The 16,904-nt window shown below is 49.2% G+C and carries 4 protein-coding genes and 2 pseudogenes; 1 reads left to right on the top strand and 5 read right to left on the bottom strand.

What is annotated here, in order from left to right; genetic code table 11:
- Window positions 1-331: 331 nt before the first annotated feature.
- Window positions 332-652, top strand: a pseudogene (locus tag H8730_RS18105) (IS110 family RNA-guided transposase); the annotation flags it as partial.
- 169 nt (window positions 653-821) lie between these two features.
- Here H8730_RS18105 and H8730_RS14850 read toward each other — a convergent pair.
- The 5 genes and pseudogenes from H8730_RS14850 to H8730_RS14835 all read right to left on the bottom strand — a co-directional run bounded on the left by H8730_RS14850 (window position 822) and on the right by H8730_RS14835 (window position 16,864).
- A complete protein-coding gene (locus tag H8730_RS14850; protein WP_249290087.1) occupies window positions 822-4,367 on the bottom strand; it encodes a condensation domain-containing protein in 3,546 nt (1,181 codons plus the stop codon).
- Between the two features lies 1 nt (window position 4,368).
- A complete protein-coding gene (locus H8730_RS14845) occupies window positions 4,369-5,877 on the bottom strand; it encodes a B12-binding domain-containing radical SAM protein (protein WP_177714085.1) in 1,509 nt (502 codons plus the stop codon).
- A 15-nt stretch (window positions 5,878-5,892) separates the two neighbouring features.
- Entirely contained in the window at window positions 5,893-9,627 is a 3,735-nt protein-coding gene (locus tag H8730_RS14840) for a KR domain-containing protein (RefSeq protein WP_430385391.1), read from the bottom strand.
- Window positions 9,619-10,449: pseudogene (locus tag H8730_RS18100) on the bottom strand (beta-ketoacyl [acyl carrier protein] synthase domain-containing protein); the annotation flags it as partial. The pseudogene H8730_RS18100 and the gene H8730_RS14840, both read right to left, overlap by 9 nt.
- Entirely contained in the window at window positions 10,442-16,864 is a 6,423-nt protein-coding gene (locus H8730_RS14835) for a non-ribosomal peptide synthetase (protein WP_177714087.1), read from the bottom strand. The gene H8730_RS14835 and the pseudogene H8730_RS18100, both read right to left, overlap by 8 nt.
- Between the last annotated feature and the right edge of the window lie 40 nt (window positions 16,865-16,904).

Genomic DNA, 16,904 nt, shown 5'->3' with positions numbered 1-16,904 from the left:
ATTAAGTCAGCAACTGCATAACCTTAACATTCTCAATATTCAATTTTTAAAGCTGCCACCGAAAGATGGCTTATTTGTCGTGTGCCAAAGATAATGAATATCCTCTACTTCTAATTTTCGATCTTGCTCCTCGCCATTGCAGCCGTATTAAAGATTGTATAGTACTGCTTATCTTTACATATCAGTTCCTTTAGCATCTGACGTTGTTCCCTTTCAATCACAATCTGATATTGGAAAAATTCATCATTCAAAAACTGGGAGGTTATATCCTCGGCGACCCCAGCTTCAAATCCTTTCGCCGTCAACTCAAGAAGGCAGCTATACCATTCATAAATCCAAACGAATTTCCCGCGCCGGCAGTTATTTGAAACCTCTTCTTGTCCAGGTTGCCAGCGCCTTAATCAAATCCAAAAAACACCCTGAATTTAAAGAGAGGTATCACAGGATCAAATCCCACCGGGGACATAAAAAGGCAATCATCGCTGTCTGCAAGATGCTCCTGACCGCTATCTGGAACATGCTGAGTAAGCTTGAACCTTACAACCCTGAAGAATTCCTGGAGCACAGACCTATCAATTAGGAAAAGATTTTAACAGTATCTCAGGCTCTTGAACTTCTTAGACTTAGGGGATATACAATCGCTAACCAGTAACCATTGTCATATCTCTGTTATTAAACTTTGCAGTTGTATACACCCGCTAATTTTGGAGTGGCTTCTTTGCTATACGCTTTTTCGGTGGTTTACCTCTACTTCTTGTTTCAAACTTTCTCCTTGTAAGCATTCTCTATAGGTCCTATTCGCCCCAATAAGACATCCCCTTCTACAAATCAAACGTCAACGGCGTTTCCGATGCTGTGTGTGGATGAGATTCCATCACTTTCTCGCAGACTTCACTGATGGAAAGCTCCTTAGTATCTAATGAATGCCTACAGAAATCCATATATCGCAAGGCAAATCTATTGATCGTATTTTCATGAAAAATATCGGTATTATATTCTACAAAAAGATGGAACTGCTCATCAAATTCCCGTACATCCATTCGAATATCAAAAATGGAGATTTCATTTTCAAGTGGTATGGTTTTTATGGTCGTATCCTTCAGCTCCAAATTGGGATAATACATATTCTGCATAACAAAGCACACGGTAAAAAGAGGATTCTGATTGGTACTTCTCGGCAGTTTCAAAGCGTTGACCAATTCTTCAAACGGATAATCCTGATTGTTAAACGCCTCCAGAACAACGGCACGCAGATATTGGATAAACGCAACGATGGACTGCCCGTCATCTATACGGCACCGTATGGGCAGAGTATTAACAAACATCCCAATGGTTTTTTGAATATCGGCATGATTGCGGCCGGAAATGGGAACGCCCACGACAATATCCTTCTGTCCAGATTCTTGAAACAAGGTCAAATAGTAGATAGCCAGCATCCAGACGAAACTAGTTACGTTTTCACTTGCACAGGCCTTTTTAAGCGACCGGAACAGCTCGTCCTCTAATTGGAAATGTAGGGTATGACCCTGATAGGAGGTATGGACCGGACGCGGAAAATCAAAAGGCAGCGTCAGTTCCGTTACCGGATCGGCATATTGATCAAGCCAGAAAGTCCGTTGTGTTGCCAGCTCTTCGCTGTTTTTTCTTTGCTCCTGCCACATAGTGTAATCCCGGTAATCCACTTTCACCGGAGGTAAATCGCGCCCTTCATACAGGGCCATAAATTCGTCGATCAACAAACCCATGGAAGTACCGTCAGATATGATATGGTGCATGTCCACCAACAAATAGTAATGCCGCTCACCGGCTATTGCCACCATGACGCGGAGCAATGGCGATTTCGCTAGATCAAAAGGCCGGACAAACTTCCGTTTGATTGATTCAATGTGGGTAGTATTTTTTTCCACGTCAACGCGAAACTCCACATGGTCCGCAATCCGCTGCACCACTTCATTATTCTCAATTATGAAGCTAGTTCGGAAACTGTCGTGGCGCGCTATGAGACTTTCCATTATTTCCTGAACCTTGCCGACATGAAAATCACCGTGAATCTCCAACGCACAGCACATATTGTAACAGGTGCTGTCCGGCCTGAACTGATAAAATACATAGATACGTTTTTGTGCGGAAGACAAAGGGTAAACTCCACCAATGACCGTTGACTTTGGAATGGAGCGCTCACTGTCACCGCCGTCGGCAGATTTGATGACCCGGTAAACATAACGAAGGGTCGGATGGTCGAACAAATCGCTCAGAGGAACAGCGACACCAAATTCCTGATGAAAAGCCGTCACCAATTGAATCATCTTTATGGACTGTCCACCCAGCTCAAAGAAATTGCTATCCATATCGATGGATGAAATATTCAGAATATCAATGCATATCTGTCTCAGCCGGTCCAGGACGGGCCCGTTCCGTTTATCACGGCTATCCGCTGTCTGCAAGTCGTTCTCAGGTATAGGCGGAAGAATACACGGAACGTCCGTCGGCGGATTCTTCACCGTATTTGAAGGATCCAACCAGTAAGATTTATGGTCAAACGGATAGATCGGCAACGAAATAACCCGGCACTGCTGGCGGGGATACAGCAGAGAAGTCTTACACTGCTGGCTGGCGCAGTAATACTGCGCCAACTCTTCAGGAGTCTGCGGCTCCCAAGCCAGCATAGTTTTTTTCATGGATTTGCTGCATACACCAGTGAATATCCCGCTGTTCGTATCCGTTTTACAGTTCGAAAGAAACACATTCAATTTCTCAGATAAGTCTCTGGCATTCACACAAACGATGGCTAGTCTATGTTGTAACACGCTTCTTCTCGCACAGGTATAAATATAATCAGCCCATTCTTCCGGTTTTAATGAAGAAATACGAGCGCGATGCCGGCAAACCAGTTTTCTCAGGGAATCGGCACTATGCGCCGACAGAACCGCAACCATCGGCTGATCCTGCAGCTCCTCTTCTTTTATGAAGGTATCCGGCACTTTGGGAGCCTCCTCCAGCACTGCATGACAATTGGTCCCGCTCAATCCAAACGAACTCACCCCTGCACGCAAAGGATGACTTTCGCGCCATGGAGTAGTTTTGGTATTCAGATAAATCGGGCCATCAATAAACCGAATATAGGGGTTGGGATACTGCAGGTGAATGGTGGCAGGCAATTCGCGATGCCAGAGCGCCAAAACCGTTTTAATAAATGCCGTTATACCCGCAGCGCCGTCCGCCAGGTGTCCGACATTGGATTTTGAGGAGCCCACCGCGCAAAACTGCTTCTTGTCGGTGTACTTGCGAAAAGCGTCGGCGATTCCATTAATTTCAATGGGATCTCCCAGCTGGGTACCAGTACCGTGCGCTTCAATGTACGATATGGTTTCCGGATCCACTCCCGCCGCGTTCCAGGCTTGTTCGATAGCAGCCGTCTGGGAGACAGGATTTGGCGACGTAAGTCCGTTGGAACGTCCATCGTGATTGACCGCGCTTCCTTTTATCACCGCGTAAATCCGGTCGTTATCTTTTTGCGCCTGCTCCAAGGACTTTATGAGCACTACACCGCACCCCTCCCCCTTGACAATGCCGTTCGCCGATGCATCAAACGGTTTGCATCGCTTATCACAAGACGTTATTCCGATGGTTTCCCAGACACCGTTTTGCGACTCCGGGATCAGGAAAAGTGAAACGCCACCGACCAGCGCCATGCTGCACGCTCCCTCGCGTATGGAGGCGCAGGCGGTATGCAACGCAACCAGAGAGGATGAGCAAGCTGTATTGATCATCATGCTTGGACCCTTTAAGTTGAGCCAGTAGGAAAGCCGGCCGCATATAAAAGGGGAGGAATTCCCTGTAATCAGCAAAGCATCGCCGGTATTCGTCAGTCGGTAATATTCGCTGGCACTGTTTCCGATGAATACACCGGTGTCGCTGTTGTCGAGGGAAGCAATCGAATATCCTGCGTTTTCACAAGCCTGGTAGGCCACTTCGAGAAAGATACGTTGCTGGGGATCCATTAACTTAGCTTCCCTCTCCGAGATGCCGAAAAAATCCGGATCAAACAGGTCAACGTCTTCCAAATATCCACAGTGATTCGTTTCACCCAGCATATCGATGCTGTCCCCGAAAAATGGGCGCAACAATTCCTTGCGACTGGAGGGCATTGGTCCAACTAAATCCGTACCGTTCACAAGATGGCGCCAAAACTCATCGATATCGGCAGACTGAGGATACCGGCAACTCATTCCAACCACGGCAAAGGCATCCGACTCTGAACCGTGCCGCTGCGTCGGAGACTCAAGAGATTTGATGATTTGATAAGCCGCGCTTTTTGAAATCTCACCCTGATGAAGCAGTCGGAGGATTTGTTTGATGTCTGACATATTATTCATCTCCATAAAGCATGCGGATATGTTCATCGACTTCGCTGTCGCTTACATAAATAGGAACTACCCGCCCGTCTTGCTCAAGTGCTGCTTTATCAATAAAATATTTTTGCGGGAAAACAAGTTCTAGTACCTTTTGTTTTTTGTACCAGTTCAGCTGTTTGATTTTCCAATGGTACTCCATCTCCCGGCGTATGCTTGCATCGCTCACTTTGACCGCATCAATGGGAATCGTCATGTCGAAAGTGGCATCCATAAACGATACCCAGTATTGCCGGCGCTGGCTCTCGTTTGCCTGTTGGAGATAGACGTTCATTTTTTCAAACATACAAAACGAGGCATACCGCTGAAGATGGTAAAAGTGTGCCTGCGCGTTCAAACACGCCGTTTTATCCTCAAACAGCCCATAGCATGTCTCATATTGATAATACGGAGAGAGAGCCAAAACGTTAAAATTACGGATTCCATTGGAAAAATCAGACCCGACATAATCCTTGTACCGATTGATTTCAAAAAGGAGAAAATCCGATTCTTTTACTAAACGTAGGTTTTGTTCGCGATCATAATCGTCTTCCGTATCAAATCCGCTGATGAGAAAGGCAAAAGGCAAAACTCCGTATTTGCGGCAGATGACTGCCGCATCGTACATCATATCCACGCTCAGGTTTTTGTTGATATATTGAGAAAGCCGTTCACTGGCATTTTCAATACCGAAATCAAGGCGGCGGCACCCGTCCCGGGATATCTGCGCTATGAACGTTTCGTCAATCTGATCAACACGCCCTGTGGTGGCAAAATATATCCCGTGTTTTCGTAACAATGCCGTATATTGTAACGCCAGTGTGCGATTCATAAGCACGTTATCATATCCGAGATACAGTTCCGTTATACCCTGACTTTTTTGAAACATGATTTCCTCTTCAACCCGTTCCAGCGACTTTTTCCAAAAATTCTGCCGGTTATGTATAACGGAACAAAAACGGCATTTCGATCCACAGCCGGACAGAGGAATAACAGACGGTCCAGGAATCATCACATCGTTTTCATGATCCGTGCAAAGGTATTCAATGGAACGATACTGCTGTATCCTGTCCCGACAATATAAACCGTGAATGTCAGACAAAGGGGTTCTACGAATCAACTCGACCAGCATATCCTCGCCATCTCCCAGAAAAACGGCGTCAATATGTGGATGCAGGGCAAAGACGTCCAACTGCAGTAGGTTCGGGAGCCATCCGCCGATTAAAACTGTGGCCCGCGGCGCCAGTAACTGGATGCGATCAAGTATTTCAATAACGGTACGATTATTGTAGCACCATACACTCATCAGCACCATTTTGACATCGGCGTTTTCCTTCAGCCATGTTTCCAGCCTGTCATAGGAAAAATCGTGTTCACCGTGTATGAAGGCAAAGTCAGCGTCGCTGTCAGATAGAATTTTTTCAAAAATCTGGATTGCTTTGTACACTTGTCCGAAATAATCGCTCTGCAACAGTAAAAAGTCCATAGATCTTCTCCTCTCCTACTCGTCTTTTTTGTCGGAAAGTCGTTGAACCGCCAGGTCCACCGACATGGTTCCTGTCTGCACCAAATCCAGCAAATCCGCCAATTCGTCGACGCAGGAGGAGGGGACGATTTGGGGTGCGAATTGCTGCTTTACATAATCTGTGAAACTGTGTAAAGACGGATAGGTGAAGATCACAGAGACATCCAGGTCCAAGCCGAACGTATCCTTGATACTGTCCAGCAATTTGATGGCCATCAGTGAGTCGCCTCCAACATTGAAAAAGTCTTCATTTTCGTCGATGTCACTGTATCCCAGAACCTCCAGCCAGATTCGACGTATTTTTTCAGGAATCTTATCAGAGTATCCCGTGCCTACTGGAGCTTGCTCCGATTTCGCCGCGCCGTCAGTCTCCGTAAGGGCCGGGGATACCGGTCGAGCACAGGTGGCGGAAGCTCTGAAATCAATCGGAACCCGCAGAAGACTTTGCAGCCGAGTCAGGCGTTGCTCCTCCAAATCCTCAAAAAGGATAAACGGGTTCCGCAAAACCATAATCCGGCGGAAAGCGGCATCAAACTCTGCCGCGCTCATGATGGGAAATGGTTCTTCCAAATCCGGCTTATCCTGGGCCAGACCCGGCAGGGAAAGTGCCAGCGTATACTGATCCGCACGGCGCCGCCTGCGGACATAGGTGTAGACATCCTGCACCATATTAGCCGCCGCACAATCTGACCGCCCGGCTCCCCCAAATACAGAGGACACTGAAGACAACATCACAAAAAAACGTGGTGCATCCTCCTCAGTCACCTCATCAAGGTTCATAACCGACTGGATTTTTGCAGAAACGGCAGTATACAGTTCGCCGGCGGTCAATTCGGACACAGACTTGCGATAAACTTGCATGACGCAATTCAGCACACCGTTTATCCGTCCGTATTTCCGCCGCACCAATTCACAGATATCGGATAAAGTCTCTTTATCCGTCACATCTCCCACCATCGTGACGACAGCTGCTCCCCTTTGTTCGATAGCCTGTATAGCTTCTATTTGATAGCGGAGTTTTTCATTCTGTGGCAACGTCTCCAGAAGTGAAGGCCATTCCTCCCGCCTGGGTAGCATCGTCCTTCCCACCAGGATAAAAGTGGGATTACGAACCGCGGAGGCAATTGTCAGGCATAAATGAAGACCGACGTATCCCATTCCCCCGGCTAAGAGAATAACATCGCCGTCCCTCACCCAGGAGCCGTCCGTTGATTCCTGCGCGGACAACGGCACAATATGCTGGACAAGACGCGTTTGGCCGCGGTAAGCGACGGTATACGCCCGTTCGCTGATAGGAACAGCTGCCTCCTCCACAATAACCCTCGCGGCGGAAATGCTGTCTATGTGCGTTTCGACATCCATGCACCCACACTGCAGCAGGGGATATTCCTGACTGACTACACGACTGAACCCCCACAACGCCGCCTTCTCCGGCTGGATACCGGTATCAGTATCTAGAGCGTGTACGGCGCGGTCCGTTACAAGGGTAACGGGAATCAGCCTGTTCTGCAGATGGCTTATTTCACGAACCAGATGATAGAACCCCAAAAGGCTGTCGGACCATGTCTGTGTATCCTCATGGCCGTTCTCCAGTCCCCACATGTACAAAATACCGGATACAGGCTTTTTATCCAGACACAAACCGGCCAGCAGGTGGCCCATGTCTAGGGCGTTGTTTGGTCGTACACGGTATTGCCGTTGCGGCACAACTTCTTCGTATACCGCCGCCGGCTCCACAGCAATCGTATCTACTCCCCTATTCATCAACAGATTGTCCACGCAGCGACCGATATCTCCATTGGTGCGAAAAACGATCCATCTTCCATCTAAAGCGTACGTCGTGGATTTTTTTAACGGAGTTTCTAGCCAAACCGCATCATGTAAATCTTTCCACGGGTCATAAGCATCGCTTTTCCGCGCAGCAATCAGCGCATTGTCTACCTCAGGAAACAGTCTCTGATCCGAAGGCAAGCTCACCGCATCGGTATATCCGGAGTCAGATAACGCTTTTTTCCACTTTTCTATCGACATCAGCGGTGAGCAATGACGCAAAGAAACATCATGAAATGTCCACCATCCGTCTGTCAAGCCCCAAACCAATGTGGTCCATACAGCGTCACTGACGTCTTCAACGAGGACGAGCATACCGTCTTTCTGTAAATAATCGCCGATATTGCTTAGCGCCGTCGTGACATCCGCCACAGTATGAACGACATTCAGACCGATAACAAGGTCCATGCTCCCGGCAAGGGAAATGGCCGGCTTCTCATTAATGTCCAATACATGATATTGAACAAAGGGATACTTGCGAAACCTTTCCCGGGCATCCACGAGATACCCGTTGCTAATATCGGTGAAATAGTATTCCACGTCCAATCCCACGAGAAGAGGAAGCACTTGCTGTGTGAAGATACCAGCGCCGGCGCCAATTTCAAGAATTTTCAGCGGCCGGTTCTTCATCCTGTTTACATATTGGGCAACAGCTTGTTTTCCTACAAGCTGAATGCTGTCTGCCAGCGGATGGTGATCCCTCACGTATTGATGGATTAGATCGTTGTTTCCTTTGGGATACAGAACTCTCAGCGCATTGGTCTTCCCGGACAATATCTCCGGATATGCCTCCAGGCAATACCGCAGTAGCAGGAACTCCCCGTGATCGTCAGGCAGTTGGCGTACCGCTGATTCCAGCAATTCCTGAGCGGGTGTATGCCGGTAATCCGTTGATAGGCATATGGTATCCCGATCTGACACCACAATGTGTCTCTGGATCAGAACCCCGACCATATAATCGAAGAGACGACGATACTGCTCTGTAACTGCCGCTTGTTTGCGTATATCCTCCATTGTACACGGATATTCCAGTACAATCCCTTGGCTCTGGAGATATTCCACTATAAGCGACACCGCATAACGGTCTAGCAAATCCTGCTTTTCCACGTTTCCAGTAACCCTTGATGTCTGCATGATCGATTCACCAAAGCGCAACGTATCTGCAAAGGCGGAATAGCCACCGATGGGAGTTTTTTCCCCCTCCGCAGTGCTATTTAGCCTGCAGGCGGTGCCATGGGGTGTATAATCATACACGATTTCCAGAGGTCTCCGGGAATCAGCCCCGCTCACCGGAATCTCACGCTGCGTAGGCGTGCCGTTGTCCGCAATATTCTCTAAAACCACATGGCAGTTAGTCCCGCTGAGCCCGAAAGCGCTGACGCCGGCAATCAAGCGCCCGGATTGCGTCCGCCAAGGTTCTCCTTCGGTCTGTATGTAGAGGGATAACGCGTCAGTGTCCACCAAGGGGCTGAAGCGGTGAAAATGCAGAGATTTGGGCAGAAAGCGGTTATGCAGCATCAAAGCCGTTTTTATAAACGAAGCGATACCCGAGGCAGAATCCAGATGGCCAATGTTGGTTTTAACCGAACCGACCGCGCACCGATGATTCCGGGCAGCGCACTGTTTGAAGGCACCGTCAATTCCTTGAATTTCAATAGGATCACCAATGGGAGTACCGGTGCCGTGCGCTTCGATATACGATACATCGTCGGGCCGGATACCGGCATCCTTCCAGGCGCTCATAATAAGATTTTGTTGCGCGATCGGGTTCGGTACCGTTATACCAGAGGTTTTCCCATCGTTGTTCACAGAAGCGCCTTTTACAACGGCGTAAATACGGTTGTTTTGGGCCTTTGCCAAAGTCAGGGTTTTCAGGATCACCACCCCGCATCCCTCGCCTGAGCCGATGCCATCCGCCATCTCATCAAATGCCTTGCATCGGCAGTCGGGTGCTTCGGTACGCACTCCATAGGTATCCAGCTTTACAGGAAAAAGATTGAGGTTGACACCGCCGACAACCGCCATGTGTATACGGCCCTCGTACAAATCACGGCAAGCCTGCACTAGAGCTACAAGGGACGACGAGCACGACGTGTCAATGACCAGTGATGGGCCGGTAAAATTATAAAAATAACTGATGCGGCTGGCTAGGATCGAGGCAAGATTCCCAGCGACTGCCGAGGGCTCCGTAACCGGAATCAACCGCCCGTAATCCGATTGGCTGCAGCCTATATAAACACCGGTGGACGATCCGTTTACCTGCTCTCTAGTATATCCCGCATCCAGCAAAGCCTTCGCCGCTTCCTGCAGCAGAATTCGTTGCTGCGGATCGATCACCTTCGCCTCCCCGGGGGCGATATGAAACGACTCAGCGTCAAAATCGAAAATGCGGGACAAATATCCTCCGTCGTAGTATTCGATCTGGTCGGCGGCAATACCCAGTTCTCCGGCTACATATGGGTTGACATATCGCTGCCGGTCCATTGGATATGGACCGATGCAATCCTCCCCGTTAACCAGCAGATCCCAGAATGCAGCAAGGGATTCCGCTTTTGGAAACCGCCCCGCCATGCCAATTACAGCGATATCTTTTACTATGGAAGCAGAGCGGTCATCCAATTCCTGCAGATATCTGGCGCCTTGTTTTTTATCCAAATGATTTTGCAACACCTGATCGACAATATATTCCCGGATATTATCCATTGAGTCCACGCTCCTTTATAGCATCCATACCCCTTGCTTTATCGATGTTTCCGCAGAGCATATTTTCTAAAAGAATTTCATACGCATTTTCTTGTGTTCTCTCTGGTTGAGCGTCCAGAGCTTGCGCCCGTTGCGCCTGCATATGCTGGATAAACATGCGCGGGGTATGATAGGAAAATAGATCGCTGATCTGAAGAGACTTGTAACGGTCTTGAAGCCGGGTAAACAGTTGCAGCACGAGGGCGGAATTTCCTCCAATCTCAAAAAAGCTGTCGTCCGGCCCAATATCCTGCATTCTTAGGAGATCCTTCCAAAGCCAGATAAGCTCGCTCTCCTCTTCGGTCACCGGCTGTGAAGCCGGGGTGAATGAGAAATTCGGTAATAAACGCTCAAGCTGTTTTCTGTCTATTTTGCCGTTTGCATTCAGCGGTATGCTGTCCACGATATAGTACTGTGCAGGGATCATATAGGACGGCAGATTAGCCCGCACATAATTTTGCACGTCATCCAAATCCATGTCGTCATCGGCTTTGGTGAGGGCAGCGCTTAAGAAAAACGTGTCACTCGCTGTCCCCCTACAGAATACGGCGGCAAAGGCGACCTGCGGATGGGAGGCGATAACGCGTTCAATTTCTTCAATCTCAATGCGAAAGCCCCGGATTTTGATCTGAAAATCCTTTCGTCCCAGAAACAGCAGGTTGCCATCAGGCAGCCAGCGGGCCATATCGCCTGTACGGTACAGACGACCATCCGGCGTTTCAATAAACCTCTGCGCGGTCAAATCGGAAAACTCCCAGTAGCCTTTGGCTACAGATGGACCGCCTATGTACAATTCACCCGTGATTCCTGAAGGGAGGGGATTTCCGTTCAAATCACATACCGACATAGTACATGTCACCATGGGTTTTCCAATAGGAAGGCTATGAATGACCAGCGGATTAGGCCTGCCGGGTTTTTCCTCGTAATAGCTCGTGTCGATGGTTGCCTCAGATACACCGTAGCTATTTATGACACGAGCCTTTTCACCATAGCGTCCAAGGATCCGACGGTAATCGTCCACCATGCATACGTCCGAACCGATGACAATCATTGACAGTGAATCCGCCGATTGGCCAATATCATACATATAATCCAGGAGCGAAATCGCCAACACAGGCGTCGCCTCGAAGATTGTAACCGCATAGCGTTCAATGGCAGAGGCCATCCACGAGAGGTCCAGCCGGTGGTCGTCACCGCATAAAACCATCGTACCAGCACTGAAAATGCTCCGCATCACATCGCCGATAAAAACGTCAAAAGAAAACCCGGCGATTTGCAGCAGAACAGCATTGTCCAAAGGGTATTCCTGCTTCCACACGTTAGTCATGTTCATCAACTGCCGATGCTGTACCAAAATTCCCTTGGGAATTCCAGTGGAACCGGAAGTATAGACAATATAGGCGATATCATCTGGTCCAGTTCCCGGATCGAGCCGACAGTTCGACTCAGCGAGTCCCTCCGGAATATGGTTGCGAGTTACGATGCAGCAACCTTCGCTGGCGATTTCTTTCAGATTTTGTTGCGTAAGGTCGCTTAACAATACCGTGGCGCTAAGACTATCCGCTATGCGCTTGACCCGCTGAACCGGCATATGCAGTGTATCCAGGAATACGCAGGCACCGCCGGCTTTCCATATGGACACAAAGCAAACGATGGCCCATGAGGTGCGCGAAGCATAAACCAGAACCGGACAGTTAGGTCCTATGCCACATTGACGCAAATATAACGCCAGATGAGTGGAACGCCTGTCCAGTTCCTCATAGGTTAGGGTTTCGTCTTCCCCTATGACAGCTAAACGGGAAGGATCGCGATCTGCCGTATCAAAGAAACGGTCGAGCAAAGGCATTTCAGATTGGTATCTCGGAAGCAAGCTGCTACCCACACCCAGACGAATTTTCTCCTCAGGGAGCCAGTACGACAATTCGGAAAGCGCGATCTCTGGATTCTTCGGACATGTCCGGACTAGCTGAACATACCGGTACAAAAACAACTCCATGGAATCGTGAAAGAATAAATCTGGACAATACTCCAATTGCAGAAACAGCGAAGAATCCCGTTCTTCGGCGATTAGGCTGAAATCCACCTGTGAGGACAGCGTTTGACTTTCGATGATCTTAACGCTCAATTCGCGCAATATAATCGTTTTCATATCCGTGGGCTGTAAAACAAACATGGTATCAAACAGTGCGTTGCGAGAAGGATCACGTCGGGGAGCTACGGCTTCGACCAGGGATTCAAAATGGGCATCCTGGCAGTCAAAAGCCTCCAGGACGGTCTTTTTGACGCGCGACAGAAAATAACGGAACGACTCTTCCGGTTTCGGATCCACACGCAGAGGCAAAGTGTTAATAAAAACTCCTACCATAGTTTCAATATCCGCCTGTCGTCTTAAAGCGACAGGTGTCCCGACAACTATATCCTCCTGCCCTGTATACCGCCACAAAAGGCTATAGTACGCGGTGAGCAGCACCATGAATAAACTGCAGTCGTTTGCCTGAGCAAAGGCGCGTAAAGCCTGCAGATCCGCCGCCGGTAATTCCATCGCTATCTGGCGGCCCCGCCCTGTGTGTACACAGGGACGGCTGAAATCCGTCGGCATGGCGAGTAAGGGAATATCTCCCGCATAACGCTGAACCCAATACTCCATTTGTTTTTTATATCCATCGGAGTTCAGAAAGCTGAGATGCCATGGTACGTAATCCTTGTAGGATACAGACTGCGGCTCCAACTGATCGCCGTTGTACAGCGCCATGAAATCTCGGATCAGTATTTTAACCGATATCCCATCGGCAATAATATGATGCATAGAGAACATAAGAATGCATTGATCACAAGAAATCGCCGCCATTCCGACACGGAACAAGGGGGCCTCGCTGAGACAAAAAGGACGGTCAAATTGTCGTATGACAGACTGTACGGCATCTTCGCTGTCGTCGCGGAGACGATAATGCTCAATAGTCAGGGAAAACGGCTCATGAACGCGCTGCCGAAGGACACCGTCGCAGTAAACAAAACTGGTCCGCAGGGATTCATGGCGCTCCACAAGGCGGTCGATAGCCAGCTGAAAACCATCTGTGTCCAGCTTTCCGTTGATTCGAAAGGAAATGGACATATTATACCGCGTATCACGGTTGCAAAGCTCATGCAAAAGATACAGGCGTTTTTGCTGCGGCGAAACGTCGTACAGGCCGTCGCTGGAAAAGCAGGGGGCGATAGGGGACAGACACCTGTCCGGTTGTCGCCGGGCACGGATCGCCTCAACGAAATCGACGATAACCGGATTGGACAGCAACAGGGAAACGGGAACCTCCATATCCAGGCTTTTGCCGATTTGATTCACAATCCGCACGGCGGTTAACGAATTTCCACCCAAGTCATAGAAAGAGTCCCGCTCCCCCCACACGCGAACGTTCAGTGTCGCCTCCACGGCATATTTTACAGCAGTGGAAACCGGATCGTCTCCAAAGGATGAAATCGGAGCGTCGCTGCAATTTTTAATCTGATCCGCATACTGTTCCAGCATAGCGCGGCTATCGGTTTTCCCGTTGGGGGTCAACAGAATAGATTCCACAGGTATTATAAATTCGGGGATCATAAAAGCGGGCAATCTGCCCGACAGCATCTGGCGTATGGATTCGATGGAGCCCTCTTCGTCTAAGACTATAAACGCGGCCAGGGCCGGTCTATTTTGCTGGATTTCCACCCGTTCCAAGGCAAGTCCGCGCACGCCGCGGCAGGAAGCAACAACGTTTTCAATTTCCCCCAGTTCCACCCGAATACCATGAATTTTCACCTGCTTGTCACGTCTTCCAAGATAATACAGCTGCCCGTCCTCAGACCACGCTGCCTGATCTCCCGTTTTATACATACGGGCATTTTCCTGATAGGAATCGACTGTAAAAACACTTGCCGTCAGTTCTGGCTGGTTTACATACCCCTGTGCAACTCCAGCTCCTGCGATGTATAACTCGCCGGCGACACATGGAGGCACTAGATTGCGATGGCAGTCCAAAACATATAGCCGGATGTTGTCGATAGGCCTGCCTATCGGCACTATTTCGCTTGAATCGGGACGGCAGTCAGCGTAAGATACGTCAACCGTCGCCTCTGTGGGTCCATATAGATTGACCAAACGGGCTCCATCGCCAAAAGCATCGTAAAAGGCATGGATATGGTGTGCCATCAGCGCTTCACCGCTTGAAAACACTAGCAGATCTCTACCGCGGTTTACCAATTCCGGATGGCTCTGTATATATTCAAGAAAAAGCTCAAGCATAGAGGGGACAAAATGTAAAACGGTGATGGCCTGTTCATTAATCCATTGTAGGATAACCGCCGGATCTTTTTCTCCTCCCTGCGGTAACAGATAACAAGCGCAGCCGGAAAAAAACCACCAAATCAACTCCCAGACCGAGACATCAAACGTGCACGGCGTTTTCTGCAGAATTCTATCCAGCGGTGTCAAGGGATATTCCCTCTGCATCCATTGAATCCGATTGACCACCGCCCAGTGGCACACCATAACACCTTTCGGATTTCCCGTCGAGCCAGATGTATAGATGATGTAGCAGGGATCTTCCGGACCATGTCCCGCTGCGGGATGTGAATGCGTGGTCTCAGGCAGCGCGGACCGCGTCAGATCGAATATGTGGATTCCGGGGCCGCAGAACTGTGTGGCGCGTTCCGGATCGTCGGTGAGCAAAAATTCCGCGCCGCTGTCCTCTATAAAATAGCGCAGACGAGGAGACGGATCGTCCACACGCAAAGGCAAATATACCCCGCCAGCGGACAGGATTGCCAAAAAAGCCAGGACCAGTTCACAGGAGCGTTTGCAGTAAACGGCAACGACTTGGCCGGGGCAAACCCCCTTTTCCGTTAGAAATACGGCCCAGCGATTAACGGCTTGCGCCACCTCCCCATACCGCATCGAGCCCCCTGCATCATACAAAGCGATTGCCTCGGGCATTTCCGCCGCCCGGGTGAAAAAGATGTCGTCTACGGTCCGGCGGGGAATCGGGACCGTTTTGCCGATCCCCTGCCGGAGAATCGCTTGACTATCCCGCGACGAAAGGATCCCCATAGAATGCAGCTGTTGATCCGGATCCACACAAAAAGCCTCGAGGATGTGTTGGTAAACAGCAGCCAAACGTTCGATATACTTGTTGGAAAACAGGATGCTTTGATACAAGATGGTTACCTGGAGAAGACTACCGCATTGTACGATGACGGTCAAGTCGAAATTGTTCTGCTCCTGATAAACTATGTCCGCAATGCGCAGGGGATCTCCTTCCTTTATTGATGTTTCGACTGGATAATTTTCCACAACCAACAAGGTGTTGAAAAGCGGTTCACCGAGTGCTGTTTTTACGATTTCGTCCAGTGGCAGCAAAGCGTTTTTCTGCATGTCCTGGACCGCATCGTTCATTGCCATAATAGCCTGGCGTACCGTGGTGCAATCCTCGGATTTCAAACGGAAGGGTACCGTATTCATATAGAGTCCTACACTGTTATCAATGTCGATAACCCGCTCGTCGCGAATCGACAAAGTGGTCCCGAACACAATATCGTCCTGACCGGTATACACCTGCAATAATTTTGCCCAGGCAGAAAACAGAACGCTGGACATGGTGGCGGTACTTTCACCGGCTAGCCGTCTCACATCGCTGACCAGGCTAGGATCTAAGGCAAAAGACAACTTCCGGCTGGAGCCGTCCTCTTCACGATCTGCTGTAAAATCGATCTCCTGCAGTAGGCAAGGTAAAGCGCCCTCCAAATTGTCCTGCCAGAACTGCCGCTGCGGCTGCAGGGGCAACTTCCGGTAATAATCGATAAAAGTTTTGAAGCAGATACGTTCACGTACCACTCCCTCGTCTAGTCCAAAGCTTTGGGAATACGCCCTAAAAAAATCCCGGATTACAATGCTGAGACTCCATCCGTCGAAAACGGCATGGTGATTGTAAATACACATTGCATAACGTCCGGCTGCCAATTTTGCCAGCACCACTTGAAAACAGCTGCTTTCCGGTGAGACGATCATGGTCCGATTCAGCAACTGCTGGATGAGTTCCTTTTCCTCCGCCGGTTGTTCAGAATAGTCCAGATGCTGTACAGGCCGCTCATACTCTTGCAGTACCAGCTGAACCGGCTGTTTTGTTTCTTTCCAGCGGAAAACAACCCGCAACATTTCATGGCGCTGAACTACAAAATCCCACGCCTGATCAAAACAGGCCTTGTCCAGGTTCCCGCTCAGAATAAAACAAAATCTTCCGTAGTAATCGCGGTTTTTTGCAATGGATTCAGAATACAGGAGCAGGCTCTCCTGCATTGGCAGCAACGGCCATATATCCGATACCTGATGCGGCGATAGCTTGGCCAAATCTATTCCCTTCTTTCTGGCATTATTTCGGGATTTCCTC

Source organism: Bianquea renquensis, from assembly GCF_014384895.1.
GTDB lineage: Bacteria > Bacillota > Clostridia > Lachnospirales > Bianqueaceae > Bianquea > Bianquea renquensis.
Note: the sequence above shows the minus strand (reverse complement) of the source record. Positions and strands in the feature narration are given on the sequence as shown.

Coding starts and splice junctions, on each gene's coding strand:
- H8730_RS14850 (WP_249290087.1), bottom strand. CDS start 4,367: ATGTCAGACATCAAACAAATCCTCCGACTGCTTCATCAGGGTGAGATT.
- H8730_RS14845 (WP_177714085.1), bottom strand. CDS start 5,877: ATGGACTTTTTACTGTTGCAGAGCGATTATTTCGGACAAGTGTACAAA.